General features: G+C 45.5%; 19 protein-coding genes. 15 read left to right on the forward strand and 4 right to left on the reverse strand.

What is annotated here, in order from left to right:
* The first annotated feature begins 17 nt into the window (after positions 1-17).
* From EV210_RS11750 to EV210_RS11815, 14 genes are all read left to right on the forward strand, one after another.
* Entirely contained in the window at positions 18-950 is a 933-nt protein-coding gene (locus tag EV210_RS11750; RefSeq protein WP_165898884.1) for a respiratory nitrate reductase subunit gamma, read from the forward strand.
* Positions 947-2,554: a (Fe-S)-binding protein gene (locus EV210_RS11755; RefSeq protein ID WP_132080445.1), complete on the forward strand. Its 1,608-nt coding sequence runs from the start codon at positions 947-949 to the stop codon at positions 2,552-2,554. Before EV210_RS11750 ends, EV210_RS11755 begins: the two co-directional genes overlap by 4 nt.
* A gap of 11 nt (positions 2,555-2,565) precedes the next feature.
* Positions 2,566-4,245 (forward strand): FAD-dependent oxidoreductase, encoded by a 1,680-nt coding sequence (locus EV210_RS11760; RefSeq protein ID WP_132080448.1) that lies wholly within the window; start codon positions 2,566-2,568, stop codon positions 4,243-4,245.
* Between the two features lie 373 nt (positions 4,246-4,618).
* Complete coding sequence (locus tag EV210_RS11765; RefSeq protein WP_165898885.1) at positions 4,619-5,380, forward strand: carbon-nitrogen hydrolase family protein; 762 nt, start codon at positions 4,619-4,621, stop codon at positions 5,378-5,380.
* 51 nt (positions 5,381-5,431) lie between these two features.
* Positions 5,432-6,796, forward strand: coding sequence for an MATE family efflux transporter (locus EV210_RS11770; protein WP_243650537.1), 1,365 nt, complete (start codon positions 5,432-5,434; stop codon positions 6,794-6,796).
* Positions 6,797-6,884: 88 nt separating this feature from the next.
* On the forward strand, positions 6,885-7,883 hold the full coding sequence (locus EV210_RS11775; protein WP_132080457.1) for a heparan-alpha-glucosaminide N-acetyltransferase domain-containing protein: 999 nt from the start codon (positions 6,885-6,887) through the stop codon (positions 7,881-7,883).
* A gap of 224 nt (positions 7,884-8,107) precedes the next feature.
* Entirely contained in the window at positions 8,108-9,721 is a 1,614-nt protein-coding gene (locus tag EV210_RS11780; RefSeq protein ID WP_132080460.1) for an amidohydrolase, read from the forward strand.
* A gap of 25 nt (positions 9,722-9,746) precedes the next feature.
* Entirely contained in the window at positions 9,747-10,190 is a 444-nt protein-coding gene (locus tag EV210_RS11785; RefSeq protein WP_207900713.1) for a GNAT family N-acetyltransferase, read from the forward strand.
* Positions 10,191-10,268: 78 nt separating this feature from the next.
* Positions 10,269-10,607: a hypothetical protein gene (locus EV210_RS11790; RefSeq protein ID WP_132080463.1), complete on the forward strand. Its 339-nt coding sequence runs from the start codon at positions 10,269-10,271 to the stop codon at positions 10,605-10,607.
* Between the two features lie 86 nt (positions 10,608-10,693).
* Complete coding sequence (locus EV210_RS11795) at positions 10,694-11,230, forward strand: RNA polymerase sigma factor (protein WP_207900714.1); 537 nt, start codon at positions 10,694-10,696, stop codon at positions 11,228-11,230.
* 24 nt (positions 11,231-11,254) lie between these two features.
* On the forward strand, positions 11,255-11,614 hold the full coding sequence (locus EV210_RS11800) for a hypothetical protein (protein ID WP_132080469.1): 360 nt from the start codon (positions 11,255-11,257) through the stop codon (positions 11,612-11,614).
* Positions 11,615-11,768: 154 nt separating this feature from the next.
* Positions 11,769-12,749 (forward strand): HD-GYP domain-containing protein, encoded by a 981-nt coding sequence (locus EV210_RS11805; RefSeq protein WP_132080472.1) that lies wholly within the window; start codon positions 11,769-11,771, stop codon positions 12,747-12,749.
* Between the two features lie 20 nt (positions 12,750-12,769).
* Entirely contained in the window at positions 12,770-13,144 is a 375-nt protein-coding gene (locus EV210_RS11810) for a response regulator (RefSeq protein ID WP_132080475.1), read from the forward strand.
* A complete protein-coding gene (locus EV210_RS11815; RefSeq protein ID WP_132080478.1) occupies positions 13,145-14,011 on the forward strand; it encodes a cyclic di-GMP-binding domain-containing protein, MshE-related in 867 nt (288 codons plus the stop codon).
* A 60-nt stretch (positions 14,012-14,071) separates the two neighbouring features.
* On the opposite strand, the gene EV210_RS11820 is transcribed toward EV210_RS11815, so the two are convergent.
* The 4 genes from EV210_RS11820 to EV210_RS11835 form a co-directional block, all read right to left on the reverse strand.
* Complete coding sequence (locus EV210_RS11820; RefSeq protein WP_132080480.1) at positions 14,072-14,872, reverse strand: HD-GYP domain-containing protein; 801 nt, start codon at positions 14,870-14,872, stop codon at positions 14,072-14,074.
* Positions 14,873-14,882: 10 nt separating this feature from the next.
* Positions 14,883-15,251, reverse strand: coding sequence for a response regulator transcription factor (locus tag EV210_RS11825; RefSeq protein WP_165898886.1), 369 nt, complete (start codon positions 15,249-15,251; stop codon positions 14,883-14,885).
* A gap of 39 nt (positions 15,252-15,290) precedes the next feature.
* Positions 15,291-15,791, reverse strand: coding sequence for an NUDIX hydrolase (locus tag EV210_RS11830; RefSeq protein WP_132080486.1), 501 nt, complete (start codon positions 15,789-15,791; stop codon positions 15,291-15,293).
* Between the two features lie 91 nt (positions 15,792-15,882).
* Positions 15,883-16,497 (reverse strand): LysE family translocator, encoded by a 615-nt coding sequence (locus tag EV210_RS11835; protein ID WP_132080489.1) that lies wholly within the window; start codon positions 16,495-16,497, stop codon positions 15,883-15,885.
* Positions 16,498-16,638: 141 nt separating this feature from the next.
* On the opposite strand from EV210_RS11835, the gene EV210_RS11840 reads away from it, so the two are divergent.
* The gene (locus tag EV210_RS11840; protein ID WP_132080492.1) at positions 16,639-17,967 is read left to right on the forward strand and encodes a phenylacetate--CoA ligase family protein; all 1,329 of its coding nucleotides are present in this window, start codon (positions 16,639-16,641) and stop codon (positions 17,965-17,967) included.
* Positions 17,968-18,051 lie beyond the last annotated feature (84 nt).

The raw sequence follows: 18,051 nt of genomic DNA on the forward strand, positions 1-18,051 counted from the left end.
AGGTGGGGTGAATGTGTGTGATTAGCTGGTTTATTGGAGGTCCATTGCTGTATTTTGCAATTGCTTTATTCTGCTATAAAACCATTACCACTATTTTGCGTTTTGTCCGGATGCCCCGCCATTTGCGCTGGGATTTATATCCGGTACCCCATCAGGGACCGGAGGGATCAAAGTATCAGAAGGTAGATTTTGGTGAGTTAAAGCCTCATGTTTCTTTGTATCATGAGCTAAAAGAAATGAGTCAGGAAATGTTGTTCATCAAAAGGGCCTTTATCCATAATCCCAAGGTATGGAAAGGCAGTTTTCCTTTGCATGTGGGTTTGTATCTTGGCACAGGCTGGCTTGTCCTGCTTACGGCAGGAGCTGTGTTGGAGATTATTGGTATTCGAGTAACTGCTGCTTCTGCTTCGACACCGGTAATGCTGCTGCATTATCTAACAGTATTCACTGGTGCAGGCAGCTTCGTGGCCGGACTGTATGGCAGCCTGGTACTGCTCTGGCTGAGAACCTTTGATCCCGATTTACGATACATATCAGACTATATCAGCTTCTTTAATCTGGCGTTAATGCTTTGTTTATTCGGGAGCGGATTGGCAGCCTGGGCGCTGGCTGATGCCTCCTTTGACAATATACGGCTTCATGTTAGTAATCTGCTGCAATTTCAGCCTACTGTGCTGAATTCATCCCTGTCGAGTATTTCGGTGTTCCTGTTTTGCGTATTTTTGATTTATCTGCCTTTCAGCCGAATGATGCATTTTGTTGGCAAGTATTTCTTTTACCATAATATTATGTGGGATGATGCCATGATGAAAGGCAACAGCGAGATGGAAAATGATATCGCCGCCTATTTGGATTACCATCCTACCTGGTCGGCTCCCCACATTCGTCCGGGAGGGTCCTGGGGAGAACAGGCAGTCGGCGGCTTGCCACAGGAGGGAGAGCAGAAATGAAAAAAAATGTGCCTATCTGCGATTTTGGCAAAGAGTGCGAGGTGCTTGCCTCTCTTGATCCAGGGAATATAGCCGCATTGCCTGGTGAGGAAGCAGGTTGCCGGTTTAAAGCAATCAAGCCTGAGCTCAAAGCGAAATATGATTATTCACTCGACGGGTTTTCTGCTCTTAATCTGCCTATTCCCCAGACACCGGAGGAAGAGGCGCAAATCGTTAACCGGTTTTTAAGCGGGCTGGAAAAACTGTTTCAGAAAGAAAATAACTGGGGCTTTCTACTGCCGACGACATTAAGCAATGAATATTGTATGCAGTGCAATACCTGTAATGAAGCCTGCCCCATGTATCTGGAAAGCGGTCGCCACGATATTTACCGGCCCAATTTCCGGCCGGAAGTGCTCAGACGGATTATCCGCCGTTACTTTAGTCTCAGCGGTAAGCTGCTGGGAAAATGGGCTGGTGCCGATCTTGACCTCAACTGGCGTGTCGTCTACCGTCTGGCGGAATTAGCTTATCGCTGCAGTGTCTGCCGCCGCTGTGCGTCAGTATGCCCGATCGGTGTCGATAATGCGTTGATTTCCCGCGAATTGCGCAAAGTGTTCAGTCAGGAAATGGGAATTGCACCGGAACCTGTCCATAAGTCCGGCACGATCCGGCACATGAAAACTGGCTCGTCTACAGGCATGACGCCATTGGCTTTTAAAGACAATATTGAATTCATAGAAGATATTATTGAGGAAAAAACCGGTCGACGTCTGACAATACCTATTGATAAAAAGGGTGCCGATATTCTGCTGATCCATAATGCCGGCGAATATATGGCCTGGCCCGAAAATCCGGCAGCTTTTGCTATTCTGTTTGAGGCGGCAGGGCTTAACTGGACACTATCCAGTGATGTAATGGGCTATGAGGGTGTCAATTACGGCGTCTGGTATGATGATATTCAGTTTTCACGCATCGCCCTGGCCCAGGTTCAGGCTGCCCAAAAGCTGAATGTCAAAAAAATAGTGGTCGGTGAATGCGGGCATGCCACCAAAGCGCTAATCACAATCGCCGACCGGCTGCTGGTCAAGGATCTGGCTATTCCCCGTGAACCCTGTCTGCCGTTGTTGGAGCAGATCGTAACAAGCGGCGCCATACAGTTTGATCCGGCGAAAAATAATTTTCCGGTTACGCTCCATGACCCCTGTAATATGGTGAGGCTTATGGGCATACTGTCGCCGCAGCGCAATATATTAAAAGCGATTATGGCACCGGGCATGTTCCGGGAAATGCCGAATGCCGGTACAAACAATTACTGCTGTGGCGGTGGCAGTGGGTTTGCGATTATGAATTCGCAGAATTTCCCGGAATGGCGTAATAATGTAGCCTCCAGGATGAAGGCCCGCCAGGTATTGGCAGCTTTTGAAGATGTACTGGACCCATCCATACCGAAATACTATTGTGCGCCATGCTCTAATTGTAAAGGCGCGGCCCGTGATTCCCTGCTGGGCCATTTTGGCTTTAAAGATAAATACAACATCATTTATGGCGGGCTGGTGGAACTGATGGTGAATGCAATGTCAGATATGTCTCAGCCCTTTATTTCCTGGGAAGAAGAGTTCTAGGAGGTGTTAGTATGAAAATCGTAATTATCGGTGGGGTGGCGGCAGGATTGAAGGCAGCCGCCAAGGCCAGACGCTGCGACCCGCATGCCGATATCACTGTTGTGGAGAAAGGGAATTTAATATCCTATGGTGCCTGCGGACTGCCTTACTATGTGGAAGCGCAGGTTGATGAGCTTAATGATTTGATGAAAACGCCTGCAGGCGTGCTGCGGACCCCCGAATATTTTGAGCGGGTTAAGGATATCCGTGTCTTACCCCGTATGCTGGCTACTGCCATTGACCGGGAGAATAAGAAGGTGTCTGTTGTTAATTTAGACAATGGAGAAGAAACCGAATTATCTTATGATAAGCTCGTTCTGGCAACAGGTGCTGCTCCGGTAAGACCTGAATTGCCTGGGACTCATTTGGCTAACGTGCTGCAGTTCTGGCATCCACAGGATGCGAAAACCGTTCGGCAGGGACTCGAACAGGGAAAAGTTAATGAGGTCGTGATTATCGGAGCCGGGCTGATTGGTTTAGAGGTGGCGGCGGCATTGACGATCTGGGGAGTCAAAATAACGGTAATCGAACAAAAAGAGCATGTTTTCCCGGCTTTTTTGGATGCAGAAATAGCTGGTAATGTGGAGAAGTATTTGCGGGAGCAGGGTATTGCCCTGTTCCTTAATGAGAAAGTGACCGGTTTTGAAGGTGAGACTGCTGTGACGGCAGTGCGGACCGAGAAGCGGGCTGTTCCGGCTGATCTGGTCATCTTGGCGCTGGGGGTCCGTCCCAATGTTGAACTGGCTAAAGCGGCCGGCATTAAGCTGGGAATAACCGGGGCAATCGCTGTGGACGCAACGCTGCAGACCAGTGATCCCGATATTTATGCCGGCGGGGATTGTATTGAGAGCACCCATATGGTTTCGGGTCGACCAGCTTTTGTCCCGATGGGTTCACTGGCCAACCGGCATGGACGGATTATCGGTGAAAATCTGTTTGGCAGAGAGCGGCAGTTTAAGGGCGTGTTACAGACGGTAATTGTAAAAGTTGCCGATCTGAATGTCGGCAAGACTGGTCTTACCGAGCGTGAGGCAAAAATGCTGGGATATGAGTATATAACCGTTATCACTGCCGGGCATGATAAGCCGCATTATATGGAAGATGCTAGGCTGATTACAGTCAAGCTGATTGCCGAAGTAAAGACCCGCAGACTGCTTGGCGTGCAGGCGATTGGCACCGGAGACATCGCCAAGCGGATTGATGTTGCGGCAGCGCTGTTAACACTGGGCAGCACGGTGGATGACATAACGGATATTGAGTTATCCTATGCGCCGCCGTATAATTCACCGATTGATAATCTGGCAGTAGCAGCGAATTCTTTGCTGAATAAGCTGGAGGGGAAGTTGAAAGGACTGCCGCCGCTGGCAGCACAGGAAATGCTCCGTGATCATAAGACTATTTTCCTTGATGTGCGCACTACTGCTGAATTTAAGGAAGAGCAGCTCAAAGGTTGTTCCAATGTCAAGCATATTCCGCTAGGTGAGCTGCGCAGCCGCTATGAGGAGCTCAACCGGGAAGCTGAGATCGTCACTTTCTGTAAAATCAGTTTGCGCGGCTACGAGGCGGAAGGCATACTGGAAGGTCTCGAATTTAAGAATGTCAAGGTTTTAGAGGGTGGACTGTTCTCCTGGCCTATCGCCGGAGAGAAGTAGCTGCTCGTAAAAAGGGGACAGTCCCCTCACCGACCTTCACTGATGCATAGGGTCATAGACTTTTCATGTATTAGTGGAGGTTTGTTGTTTAAGACAACCAATGAAACGGGGGAGATAAATATGACAAAAATGGTAAAATATAGTATTATGTAGATAAAAGATTTGGAAATACATATTTTATTAGAACTTGCTGGGAGTAAAATCCTATAAATTTAAAAAACCATAGTAAAAATTAGATATAATTTATCTTGAAACTTCAAATTCAAAGTATGGAAGTTCAGTAGCTAGTAGCTGATTTACATTTAAATATTGGACTAAACTGAAAGATCATAAAGTTTGAGCTTTTTAGTAGCTCTAATAGGAGCGAAAGATCGTGAGAATAGCGTTACTTCATTTGGAATTGAGCGAAGGACCGCAAGAAGCTAATATTGCAAAAATTGAATTAGCTATACAACGTGCTGCCAGGTTTGGTGTAAACTGGGTGTTAACTCCGGAAATGGCTGTGCAAGGAGATTCTTTTACTGATAGAAAACCAAAACTTGCGATTCCGGTACAGCCTGAACCAGCTCTACAAGGCATTATTCGGTTAGCTAAGTTGAATAAATTGACAGTTTTTCTATGCTGTGCTGAACAGGAGGAAGGCAACTGCAATCTATATAATAGTTGTTTGGTAATTGGTGTGGAAGGTGAATTGGTGGGACGCCAACACAAGCTGCACTTGCATGAAGAAGGTGAATATTGGGCTACTAAAGGTAATTCGCTGCATTCGATTTCTTGTCAAGGATTAACTGCTGGGATATTGATCTGCGCGGACTCCTGGTATGTTAGAAATGCGCGATTGCTAAAGGAGCAAGGTGCAGAAATTTTAATTGTCCCAGCTGCTTGGCCGCCTGAAATATGCGACCCAACGGATTGTTGGGAACGCTGCTCTACGGAAACGGGCTTAGTATTATGCGTTTGTAATCAAACAGGTCACGCGGGACAATTAAATTATGATAATGCTACAAGCGTTGTAATAGAAAGTGGCGTAACTAAGCTGCTCTACAGCGGTATGAGGGAAGCTATTTTGTTGTTTGAATTCGATGAATTGCGAAGGAAAATATTATCGACTCACTTTACGATAATTTCTGTATAATGGTAGTTATTGACTTGGGCTTTGCAAAGAAAGGTGTTACGGCAATTGACAATGTTATCTAAAAGCGAAAATATGATTTCCTGCAATCAGATTATTAAGCTTACTTATCCGTTAATTCTCAGTATGCTTTCTTTTAATGCTATGGTATTTGTTGACAGGCTGTATGTAGCGCAATATGATCTAACACAATTTGCCGCCATGATGCCAGCTAGTTTTATTGCCATTGGTTTTGCTAGTATTTTTACAGGAATTATTGGGTATATCTCCGTATTTGTAGCGCAATATTACGGGGCTGGACGCTACCGGGACTGTGTAGCTTCCATGTGGCAGGGAATTTATGCAAGCCTGATTTTTGCTGTTTTTTTGCTAGGAATTTCCCCACTAGCTGCCTCCGTATTTGAGATAATGGGGCACAGTGGAAAACTATTAATGTACGAAGTAGAATATTTTTATCTTATTACTATTGCCGAGTGCATTCAACTTTTTTCTACCGCCTTTTACAGCTTCTATTGCGGTATTGGCAGGACAAAAACAACAATGTATGTGGCGCTACTGACAAATATAGTTAATATTATCCTTGCCGGAGTACTTGTATTTGGAAAGTTTGGTATGCCTGAGTTAGGAATGTATGGGTCAGGCCTAGCTGCGATTATTAGTTGTACAGTTGGCTTGCTTTGTTATCTGTTTTTGATGCGACAAACAGCACTTATTCAACAATACCAACTACTACCGTATAGTCGCTTGCATGGACAAAAACTATATAGTTTATTACGATATGGCTTGTTCGCGGGTGTGCAATCTTTTGTTGAAACAGGTTACTTTAGTATTTTTCTTTTGCTTATCGGTGCAATGGGGGAAAGTAATCTGGCTGCAGTGAATGTGGTTTTTGCCATGGAGGCAGTTTTTATTTTGCCGGTAAACGGAATGACGACGGCAATAGGGATTATTGCCAGTCAAGAAAGAGGGGCTAATAGGCTCGGTAATATTCCAGAAGTTCTTAAGAAGGGTATGACCTTAGGGCTTTGTTTTAATATTATTATCTTAATAGCTTGCAATTTTTTCCCTGAGATACTGATTTCCAGTTTTCATGCCGATACTAGTAATGAACAACGACAGTTCATCCAGATCGCTACTCCGTTGCTGAGACTAACTTCTCTGTGGCTGGTATTTGATACGATTCATTTAATGATTGGCACTGTATTAAAATCAATGGGGGATACAAGATTTATGATGATTACTTATGCAATTGTACCTCTTTTATTTTATGCGATAATACCCTATCTGTTTTGCAACTTGTTTTCAATTTCTCTGACTTGGTTGTGGGTTTCTTTGGTTTGTTATAGTGTAGTCATGCTACTTCTGATGGCAAGCCGCTTTCTAAGTGGTAAGTGGAAAGAATTTAATGTGATTGAATAGGCAAATTTAAAACTATATGCATATTAAATGAATTTTATTCCTACTGGTGTCAAATACAATTTAGTTCAAAAAAAGGTAGGAGCTTTCATTGAAAAATCGGGATTCGAGTATTGATAGTATTCGTGGTTTAGCAGTTTTTACAATGGTGGCTGCTAATATGGTCCCAGATACTCTGCAAGCAGACTATCCTGAATGGTTCCGATTTTACGGAACATTTTCTGCACCTATATTTATTTTTTTGTCAGGCATGATGGTTGCGATTACAAGAAGAATAAAGGAATATCATTTTAAATACTATTTGGCTCGAGGGTTTGCCATTTTACTAATCGGTGTCCTGATAGATGTCTTCTTATGGAGAATATATCCATTCATGACGTATGACATATTATATTTGATTGGTTTAGCAATACCATTATGTTATATTTTAGGTAAAATACCCAAATTTGCTCAATATTTAGTGGCCGGTTCCATATTGTTTCTTACACCAATTTTCCACAAAATTATAAAATACAGAGAATTTGTTGATTCGTTTTACATTAAAACCTCTTTCGCTGAGGTGTTAAGTAATAGTTTACCACTAAAAAGTCTTTTTATTGATGGATGGTTTCCAGTATTTCCGTGGCTAGGAATTGCATTCTTAGGTTATTTTTTTGGAAATGTACGACTAAATAAATCTAATTATTTGAATAAGATTACAGGAGTTTCTGCCTTTTTAACCTTAACGATAGGTATAATTTTATGGAATACTATTCCTGTCTCAAGATATACAAGAGCGGGATATATTGAGCTGTTCTATCCGCCTGACTTGTCGTTTGTTTTTATAGCGGTAGGAGTAATTCTTTCTGTATTTCTCATTGTCGATAGGACATATTACTGTAAAGTATATATACCTTTTAGATTATACGGGTGTACTAGTTTGCTGCTGTATATTATTCATTTAATAATTATTAATGTTGTTTTTATTCCTCTAAGTGAACAAGGTATAAAATTCGAATTTAAATACTATTATCTGGTTTATCTAGGAGTAATGATAATCTTACTCGGTGTTGCCTTGGGGGTTAAAATGAGGAAAATAGAGATAAAGTAGTATATTAACAGAGTATCGTAGTGTTTATAGAAATAATGCAAATCACATGGTGTTCCCGCCATTTCTCTGTTGCTCTACGAACAAAAGGGGCTGCAATGCTTTTAAAAAAGCTTGCGGCAGCCTTTTTTTGTTTGGGCATTATCCGGTAGGAATTATGCTCTTGTTAAGCGAAGTGGTGTATAGTTTTTTTGAGCGGGTGCTCAGAGGAAGGCAGGAAGCTGGAAATGGGAACTGCAGATTTACTGGTAGTAAATGCTTGTATCTGGACAGGTAATGCCTCAATGCCATTTGCGGAAGCGATTGCGATACAAGGTGAGCGTATTCTGGCAGTTGGCTCTAACCGAGAGCTGGCAGCCTTACGGGGAGTGAAAACGCAAGTACTTGATGGCGGCGGGCATTTGGTTTTGCCCGGCTTTATTGATAATCACACTCATTTTATGTTAGGCGGCTTTCAGCTTTTGTCGCTGGAGCTTCGCGGCTGCAAAAGCAGGGAGGAGTTTGTTCAGGCGATTGCTATGCGGGCCGGACAAGTTGCGAAAGACGGCTGGATTGTGGGCGGCGGCTGGAATAATGATCAATGGCAGCAGCCTGCGGTACCGGCAAAAGAATGGATCGATGGTTTTACCGCGCATATTCCCGTCTATCTCACGCGCAGTGATTTGCATATTGCTTTTGCCAATAGTGCAGCTCTCCGGCTGGCTGGGATTGACCGGGATACGGTTAGCCCCCAAGGCGGGGTTATTGAAGCCGATCTTGTAACGGGTGAACCTACCGGTATTTTAAAGGATACTGCTATGAAGCTGGTAGAACAGTGTATTCCGGCTCCTTCCGAGCAGCAGTATGATGAGGCACTGACCGCCGCAATGCGCCATGCCGCAAGTTTGGGGATAACTTCTATTCAGGATATTACGGCATGGCGGGACTGGCAGGACTGGGAGGCGTTTGTCCGTTGCCGCCAGCAGGGCAGACTTACGGTACGAATCACTGCCCGTACGCAGATTACCGAATGGGAAAAGCAGGCGGTGCTGCTGGCAGCAGGAGAGGGAAACGATAGCTGGCTTCGCTTCGGGGGAGTAAAAGGCTTTGTGGATGGTTCCCTGGGATCGGCTACGGCGCTGATGGTTGAGCCCTATACAGATCTGCCGCTAAGCTCGGGCTTGCTGGCAGATCAAATGTACCCTGACGGGATTATGTTTGAGCGCATATTGGCTGCTGATCGGGCAGGCCTGCCCGTGTCTGTGCATGCGATCGGTGATAAGGCTAATCAGCTGCTGTTAGATATTTTTGAGGCTGTTGCCAAGGAGAATGGCACAAGGGACCGGCGATTCCGAATTGAGCATGCCCAGCACCTTCTGACTGAAGATATACAGCGAATGGCACGGTTAGATATCCTTGCCTCGGTTCAGCCCGGACATCTATATGAAGACGGCTGCTGGGCCCAAAAGCGGATTGGAGCCGACCGCTGCCGGACAACCTACGCTTTCCGGTCTTTAGTGGAGGCAGGTGTATCGGTTTCGTTTGGCACTGATTGGCCGGTTATCCCGCTGAGCCCTTTTAGGGGAATTTATACTGCGGTAACCAGGCAGACACAGGACGGATTGCATCCCGGTGGCTGGGTGCCTGAACAAAAGCTGCCTGTCAGCGAATGTCTCAAGGCCTATACCGCCAGCAGTGCCTATGCCGAGTTCAGCGAACATGATAAAGGCAGACTTATCCCTGGAATGCTGGCCGATTTGATCCTGGTTTCCCACAATGTGCTGACCTGCCAGCCGGAAGAACTGCTAAACGCAAGGGTGCTTTGGACGATCGCCGGTGGGAAAATCGTTTATGCTGAATAAGAAAACACCTGGAGGGAACTGAGCAATGAAGGAAGTGCAAATTCGGGAAATGCTGCTGGCAGATTATGCAGCGGCAGCCCAATTATGGATGAGAACTCCCGGCTTGGGCTTAAGTGATGCTGACTCTGAGGAGAATATCAGGGGTTTTCTTGAACGGAACAAGGAGATGAGTTTTATTGCCGAGTGCGGTGGTGAGCTTGTTGGTACTGCGTTAAGCGGCCATGATGGCCGGCGGGGCTTTATCTATCATCTTACTGTCCGCCAGGATCATAGGCATAAGCGTATCGGCAGAGAACTGGTACATCGCTGCATAACAGCGCTGGAGCGTGAAGGTATTGCCAAATGCCATGTGTTCGTATTTGCTGATAATGAACAGGGATTGAGGTTCTGGGAGCAAAGCGGTTTTATTCAAAGGAAAGAACTTGCGATTTATTCGCAAGATATAGAGAGAAAATTGTTGGGGGACTAGACTTTGATGCAATAAATTCCGTTCTGCTCCGTCTTACTATACAGAAGGCAGCGCACATAGCGAAGGAGAGGATTTATTGTGTTGGATCCGAAAGTAATTGAAGCATTTCATTTGATGTGGGGGCATTTTCCTGAACCGGCTACACTTGTACATAAAAGCAGAGATGTGTATGCTGTAAACGAAGCTGCTAAAGGGCTTGGCAGGGAAATCGGCACGAACTGTGCAACGCTGGGTAGTCCGGAGGCTCATAAAGGATGTTTGGCAAATCAGGCGCTGGCGACCAGGCAGCCTGTATTTAAAAAAGGCAAGTACGGGGAAAAAGACATCATTTCCTATTGGCTGCCGATTGACGGGTATCCTGAGTTTTTTGTCCATTTCGGTGTGGGAGTAACTATTGATTATGATGCTGTAAAATAAGGCAGGCCGCCCTTTGCAAAAGCCCACCAAACGGCAGAGGGTGGTTTGTTTATTTACCACCGAAGCGAGGATTTTGTATTAGAGGAATGTTTTTCGTGCGCAATCAACAAAATGAGTTCATCAGTGTTTTTCATACAGAACGGAAAAATTTAATTCGTTATGTTCGGCTGAAGCTGCGCGGCATTTCGGATATGGATGCGGAAGATATTGTCGCCGATGTGTTGTTTAATGTTTATAACCGGGTAGCTGCTGATAAGCCTGTAGAGAACCTGGCTGCTTATCTTTACCAAGCGGTAAAGAATAGGATCTGGGATTATTTCCGGCAGCCGCAGCTGCCGGTATCATTGGATGCACCACAGCAGGTTACTGGGCTGCCCAGAGGAGAGCACCTGGCAGACGGCATGCTTGTGGAAGATGTCTTTGAGGAAAAAGAGTTCTTGGTACGCCTGGAAAATGCGCTGCTAAGCCTTGAGCCAAAACAGCGTGCCGTTTGGGTAGCAACTGAATTGCAAGGCTATACCTTCAAGGAATTATCGCTGAAATGGTCGGAACCGATCGGAACGCTGTTGTCGCGCAAGGCAAGGGCAACCAAGGCGCTGCGCAGGCTGCTGAAAAATGAATAACATGCAAGAAAGGTGAAGTGGCATATGCAAGGACAATGTAATTTTTGTGTAACCAAAACAAGGCGGATTCTTATCCAGATTATGCTTGGCCTTATTTTGTCAGGTTTATTTGGGCTTGGCTTCGGCTATTTTGTGATGCTGCTGTGGAATGGTTTGCTGCCTGATATCTGGGGTTGGAAAGAAATTACGTATTGGCAGGGCGTGGGCTTAGTGATTCTTAGTCGGCTGCTGTTTGGCAGTCATGGCTATCATAAAGCGGTAAATCAGCATAAGACCGATGACGGAAAGAGTGACCGGTATTATGAGCAGTGGTGGGAGCGAGAAGGAGCAGGTTCCGTTAACCGGTATGCAAAAAAAATAACAAAAGAAGAAACTTCCGATTAAAGGCTGCAGCTGCGGCCTTTTTTTATTTAGAACGTCAAAAAGAAAACTTTAACACAATATTAACATGGAAATAATAGTTGATTTTCTTTTTTATGGTATAAGTTACATAGACGGATATTTATCGTATGGACTTATTGCACAAGGGGGGAGCCTTTTGAGCTATTTGCATTTGTCGGAGTTGAAAGCAGGAATGACTCTTAATCAGAAAGTGGAAAGTCCTGATGGCAAGATTATTTTTGGTCAGGGCACAGTCGTCAATGATTATTTTCTGTCTTGTTTAAAAGGCTGGAATGTGGAAGGTGCCGAGGTTGCCGAAGAGGCAATGGAATTTGACTTTGCAGAGATTGAAAAAATCATTTCTACTGTTACGCTGGGTTTGTTTGATAATCAGGTACTCACAAAGCAGACACAGACTACTGCCGAACTGCACTCGGAAATAGAGGCGGAATTAAAACGTATTTTTTTGCTTACCCGTTATCATGGCGCAGTTCCTTTGGAGAGCATGATAAGTTTGGTTAATAAGAAAATTTACCCTAGTATCTCCCGGCATGATTCCTTTGAACAACTGCATGTTTATGCTGCTGCAGGCGATTACTTATACAGGCATGCCTTGGACGTTGCTCTTATATCCGGATATCTTGGCCGCTGGCTTGGCTATGGTAATCAGGATATCTGGAACTTAACGTTAGCGGGCTTAGTTCATGATATTGGCAAAACAAGAATCCAGTTTGAAATGATAAGCAAGTCAGGCAGGCTGAATTCCGAGGAATTTAAAATTGCTAAAAATCATGTCACCTGCAGTTATCAATTGCTTGCCCAGACCGAGCTAGTACCGACTGTGGTGCTAAAAGCAGTATTGGAGCATCATGAGAAATTGGATGGCTCTGGTTATCCGTACTGCTTGAGAGGAACTGAGATTACTATGCTTGCCAGGATTATAGCTGTTGCGGATATATACGATGCGCTTATCAGTAACCGGTATTACCGCAAAGGCATCTCGCCGCAGGAAGCAGTCGAAATCATGGTGTTTCAAATGGCAAATCAGCTGGATACCCACGTTTTAGCTTGTCTTATTGAGAAGCTGGCAGATTTCGGCATGATAAAAATCCCTGTATTATACAACTCGGCAATATAAAGGACTAGGAGAGGATTTTTTTGAGCAGACCTTTGAAAGTTTTGATTAGCGATGATTCCCTGTTGTTACGAAAAAAGCTGCGTGATGAATTAGAAATGCTGGGGTGTCAGGTCATCGAGGCCAAGGATGGAAAAGAAGTTGTAGAAGCATATGCTGTACACCGTCCCGCTGGTGTATTTATGGATATTGTGATGCCCAATTCCACTGGTTTGTCTGCATTAAGGGAAATCAAAGAAATCGATAATAAGGCCAGGGTAATCATGCTCTCTTCGACCGGAACGAATGCTAATTTACTGGAGGCTTTGAAGCTGGGAGCAATTGATTTTATTCAGAAGCCCTATAACAGCAGTCAATTAGCGAAGGCCTTGGATGACTTCAGCCGGGAGGAGTACTAAATGATTAGTCAGGTTTTTGCTCAATATTTGGTAAATAAGGGACTGCTTTCTCCGGCTGAGGTTCAGGAGGCACTGGAGAGCAGGCGGACGGTGCAGGCAAAGTTAGGCGTAGTAGCCATTAATCAGGGATATTTGACAGCAGAGCAGGTCAAAGAAATTCACCAGCTGCAATTTAGAATCGATAAACGGTTTGGGGAGATTGCCGTAAGTGAGCATTATTTGTCTCAAGAGCAGCTGGCTGCGCTGCTGGCAGAGCAGGGCAATGATTACCTTAATTTTGGGCAGGCCCTGGTTGATAAAGGTTTTCTATCGTTAGAAACACTGGAGAACGTTATCGCAGCGTACAAGCAGGCAGCCGAGTTAGAGCAGCCGTCTGATTTACTATTAAGTAAAGAATGGCTTTTTCAATACCTTTCTTTTGCAAAAGCGGATGAGGATGCAGTTTTGTATTGTGATTATGTCGCTTTGTTCCTGCGGGCGATTGTCCGTTTCCTAGATGCCAGCCCCCTGCTTGTCGCGGCTGAAGCCGGAGAAGCAAAAGAACGCTGGGCTGCTTGTCAAAGTATGACCGGTGATATTACCTTACATAGCTGTCTTTGGGTTGAGGATAATGTGTTGCTAGAGATTGCCAGCCGTTATAGCGGGGAACGGATGAGCGAAATCAATGAGCTTGCCCTTGACAGCATGGGAGAGTTTTTGAATGTTGCCAACGGACTGTTTTGTATTAATCTTTCTAACCTGGGGCTGGATTCTGATTTACACCCCCAGTCGGTCGAGAAGAGGGATACCCTGGGAACAGAGCTAGGCTGCCAGGTAGTGATTGATACCGGCTTTGGCACTATGACTTTGGTTTTAGGCCGTCAATAAAACAATCAAAAAAACGAATGAATAGAAGAAGCAGGCAATCGCCTGCTTCTTCTATTCATTTTATTTGATCGTTGCTTCAAATAGCTGTACCATCTGGGGATCAAACAACGAGCCGCGGCTGCCGGCTATTTTGATGATAGCCTGTCGGGGGCTGTTGTTTTTCATCATCAGCCTGTCGTAATGATCGGCAACAGTAATCAGGCGGGCAAACTCAGCAATTTGCATTCTGCGGAATCCGAGCGGACCGCTGCCGTCAAAGCATTCATGATGCTGGAGGCATACTAGCGAAATAATCATGTCTATGTCCATATTGGTGCGCAGTTTTTCAAAGCCAAGATGGGTATGCTGTATGTTTTCTTCCTGGAATGCATGACCCATACCACAGTCGTGAATTAGCGCGCACATTCCTAAATATTCGAGGTTAAGAAAATCATAACCACGGGACAGTCCCATATTAAGAGCGAGGAGGGTTGCACGGAGGCTATGAAAAAACAGGGGTTCACATTGCAAAATGGACTCCAGCAAACTCTGAATGGCCGGCCTCTCTAAGATGGCATATATAATTTGCTCAAGCTTAGCCGTGTTGGCCTGGATGTTGATCTTTTTATCTTCCGATAAAGCCTGAAACAATGCGGCAAGTGTGCTGATGGTATGTTTTACGGCAGGTGAATATACAGGAGGAGGGGAAGGATTTGCTTCTACCTCGACCATCAGGCTTTGGATCTTGAAGTTGCGCAAGCGCTTAATATAGGATTCGGTGAGAACTATTCCCCGGGCAATGAGAATAAGTCCCTGAGAATCACAGATGGTGCGGCCCACAACCATACCCGGCTTTAATTCATATAATGAGCATGCATTCACTCCCGGTCACCTACCTGACTAAAGCGCTGGCTTCAGATAATACTTGTAAGGCGGTATCTCTTTTCAGTGGTTTGGCCAGTACGGCAAAGGCGCCGTATTTTATGGCTTCGTCAGAGATATACTGCTGATTGCCTAATGCAGATACCATAATAATCTTCACTTTTTTATCGATAAGCGAAAAAATTTTAAGTGTGCCTAAGCCATCCAGATCGGGCATCGTAATATCCAAAAAAATAATCTCCGGTTGAAAGCTGCGATGCTTTTCCAGTGCTTCAATCCCATTTTCTGCCTCAGCAAATTCAATACCAGAGAATTCTGCTAAGTGGTGTTTTAGTGTAGTCCGTGAGAGTTCTGAATCATCTACCAGAAGTACACGCATGATACCCTCCATAAAAAAAGATATGCCGTGGGGGCATATCTAGCTATTCGTCGCTTTACTGTAGCGGGTTTCAAGGCCCAATAATTGTTCCAGACGGTCAATAAAGGCTCGCTGGGACAATTCAATTTTATTTCTAGCGGCAGAGGCAGTAAAGAAGCCTAACCGGTCTACTTCAGGGAAGAAACACCGTTGGCCGGAGGCCGGCGGCCATTCCATTTCGAACAAATTGCTGTTAACCGGAAGAGCGGGATTGCAATTACCGTAAAATGCCCAGATATAAATTCGTTTTCCGTCTCGTTCGGTAACTTTTCCCAGGGAAAATAATTTTTCTCCGGTATAGGTTCGACCGGTTTCCTCGGTAAATTCCCGCAGCGCTGCCGCCGGGATTGTTTCATGGGGCTCTACATGGCCTTTGGGAATACTCCAATAGCCATTATCCTTGTTGGTATAAAGCGGCCCGCCGGGATGAGCGAGCAAGACTTCCAGGTTTCCCTTATGCCAGCGATACATCATTAGTCCAGCGCTAACCTTAGTAAGCATCTAACCATCCTCACTTTCGCAGCCGACTTTACGTTTAGTGTATCACAGGAAGCGGCTTCCTGTTTTAACAGAATGTAAAGGCTTTGTTAAATTACAGTTTAATAATAGACGCGATTCCCAGAAGAATAATAATCGTGCCTGCCAGCTTGTTAATCCGCGTCAGAGCCCGGGCTGTCACTTTTTTGCGCAAGAGCTGTACGATACAGGTGAGCGTGACCCACCACAACGCTGAGCCGCAAAATACGCCGAAAGCAGCTAGTGCTGCGGAAACTGCATTCGTAACGAGTACGGCAACTCCCAGTGAGGAAAACAGCGCAATAAATGTGAAGAGCGTAATGGGATTGGTTAAAGTTAATAGAAAGATGCCTGCAAAAAGCTTATACAGGCCGGTGGCGGCAGTTTTATCGGCACTATTTTCCTGCACAACGGCATGCAGTGTTCTGAAGCCCAGATAAATGATAAACAATCCGCCTCCCCAACGAAAAGCGGTATGATATTGCAGGATAAAATCAGTAATAAAGCTTAACCCGGCGGCTGCGGCATAGCCATACACCGTGTCGGCGACTGCTGCCCCCAGCCCTACTGTAAGTCCGGCAATATACCCGTCTGTTAATGTGCGCCGGATGCAGATCAGATTCACCGGACCGATAGGTGCTGCAAGAAAAAAACCGCTAAAGATACAGGTAAGTAAGAGGTTGTAGTCCATAAGCGATCTCCTGTAGAGAAATTTCTTTAACAGTGTCGGTGAAAAAACGGTCAATTATACTCTGGTGTTTCAGCAAATGTATAAGGGGGAACAGCCCGGAAATAACTATAAACAAGGGATTGACTTTTAGGGAGAATACAAATGATAACTGAGGTTTTGGATCGAGCCTTACGGCGCTTTGAAGCAAGAAATGTACAGCCGGGAATTATAAAAAAGGCAGGCCCGCTTTTACGGCGCATGGTGCAAAACGGATTGCGTCCCGAATTAATTACGGCGATACAGCAGCAGCGGCTGGGTGATACAATCCGGTACGTCGCTACTCATTCGCCGTTTTACCGCCGTATGTTTACCGAGTCGGGCATACACCCCGATGATATCCGTTCAATCAGCGATTTAGAGAAGCTGCCTTTTACCACTGCGGGAGATTTGCGGCAGTGGGAGGAGTTTCTTTGTGTGCCGGAAGAAAAGCTGGCTGCTGTTTATACTACCTCCGGTACAACCGGCGAACCGAAAAGGGTATATTACACTTTTCGGGAAATACAGGCTTTGTCCAATTTGTATGGAATAGCTGTCCGGCTTGCTCATCAAGGCAGGCTGATTGCGCTGATTGCCATGCCTGTCGGTCACGGACTGTGGATTGGCGGGGCCAGTGTGCAGCGCGCTGTTGAACGGGCAGGTGGTTTGCCGCTCAACGTTGGCGCTGATGATCCCCGGGAAACGATCAAATGGATGCAGCGCTTTGCTCCGAATATCTTGTTTTCCTCAACGTCTTATCTGACCGCACTGACCAGGGAAGCGCAGCAATCCGGTTTTCACATGCCTCTTGATAAAATCATCCTTGCCGGTGAACTAGTCACGGCAGAGCATAAAGCCGTGTTTTCACAATACTGGGGGGCTGCTGTTTTTGACAGCTATGGTTCTACCGAAATTGGCGGTGCCCAGACGATTGCGATGCCGGAGTGTTGTGCCTTTCACCTGAATGATTTTCATCTGATAACGGAGATTATTGATCCTGTTTCCGGTAAGCCGTCCCAGGAGGGAGAACTGGTATTTACTACAATTCGCCGGGAAGGCATGCCCTTGGTGCGCTACCGTTCAGGTGATAAGGCACAATGGGCTGAATGCGGCTGCTGGCTACCACTACAGGCGGTTACGATAAAAGGGCGGACTGATGATATGATTGTTGCCGGCGACATGAATTTTTACGGGCGTGTGATTGCTGATGCCGTAGGACGTGTACCTGGGTCAACCGGCAGGGTAGCCGTAGTGGTGGAAAAAGAGAGGCTGGCTGACAAAATAACGGTAAAAGCAGAAGGGCAGGCAGACCGCACCGTCGTGGAAAACGCTTTGCTCGCAGAATATCCGCAGCTAATGGTCAATACAAAGAATGGGAGTCTGCTTTTGGCTATTGAAATTGTGCAGGATTTGGGTAAGCAAATAAAAAATGTAAAGGTGCATGATTTGCGCTGAATGTAGGATATGAGGGGGCCGCAGGCTTTTAAAAAGCACAATGCGGCCTCTTTTTTATGATTATTTTGTCATCTTAGTGGCAAT

The organism is Anaerospora hongkongensis, from assembly GCF_004339805.1.
Classification (GTDB): domain Bacteria; phylum Bacillota; class Negativicutes; order Sporomusales; family DSM-15969; genus Anaerospora; species Anaerospora hongkongensis.

Bases quoted from the DNA above. Each gene is read 5' to 3' on its own strand.
- EV210_RS11755 (WP_132080445.1), top strand. From the start codon at position 947: ATGAAAAAAAATGTGCCTATCTGCGATTTTGGCAAAGAGTGCGAGGTG.
- EV210_RS11760 (WP_132080448.1), top strand. From the start codon at position 2,566: ATGAAAATCGTAATTATCGGTGGGGTGGCGGCAGGATTGAAGGCAGCC.
- EV210_RS11770 (WP_243650537.1), top strand. From the start codon at position 5,432: ATGTTATCTAAAAGCGAAAATATGATTTCCTGCAATCAGATTATTAAG.
- EV210_RS11780 (WP_132080460.1), top strand. From the start codon at position 8,108: ATGGGAACTGCAGATTTACTGGTAGTAAATGCTTGTATCTGGACAGGT.
- EV210_RS11785 (WP_207900713.1), top strand. From the start codon at position 9,747: ATGAAGGAAGTGCAAATTCGGGAAATGCTGCTGGCAGATTATGCAGCG.
- EV210_RS11795 (WP_207900714.1), top strand. From the start codon at position 10,694: ATGTTTTTCGTGCGCAATCAACAAAATGAGTTCATCAGTGTTTTTCAT.
- EV210_RS11800 (WP_132080469.1), top strand. From the start codon at position 11,255: ATGCAAGGACAATGTAATTTTTGTGTAACCAAAACAAGGCGGATTCTT.
- EV210_RS11815 (WP_132080478.1), top strand. From the start codon at position 13,145: ATGATTAGTCAGGTTTTTGCTCAATATTTGGTAAATAAGGGACTGCTT.
- EV210_RS11825 (WP_165898886.1), bottom strand. From the start codon at position 15,251: ATGCGTGTACTTCTGGTAGATGATTCAGAACTCTCACGGACTACACTA.
- EV210_RS11830 (WP_132080486.1), bottom strand. From the start codon at position 15,791: ATGCTTACTAAGGTTAGCGCTGGACTAATGATGTATCGCTGGCATAAG.
- EV210_RS11835 (WP_132080489.1), bottom strand. From the start codon at position 16,497: ATGGACTACAACCTCTTACTTACCTGTATCTTTAGCGGTTTTTTTCTT.
- EV210_RS11840 (WP_132080492.1), top strand. From the start codon at position 16,639: ATGATAACTGAGGTTTTGGATCGAGCCTTACGGCGCTTTGAAGCAAGA.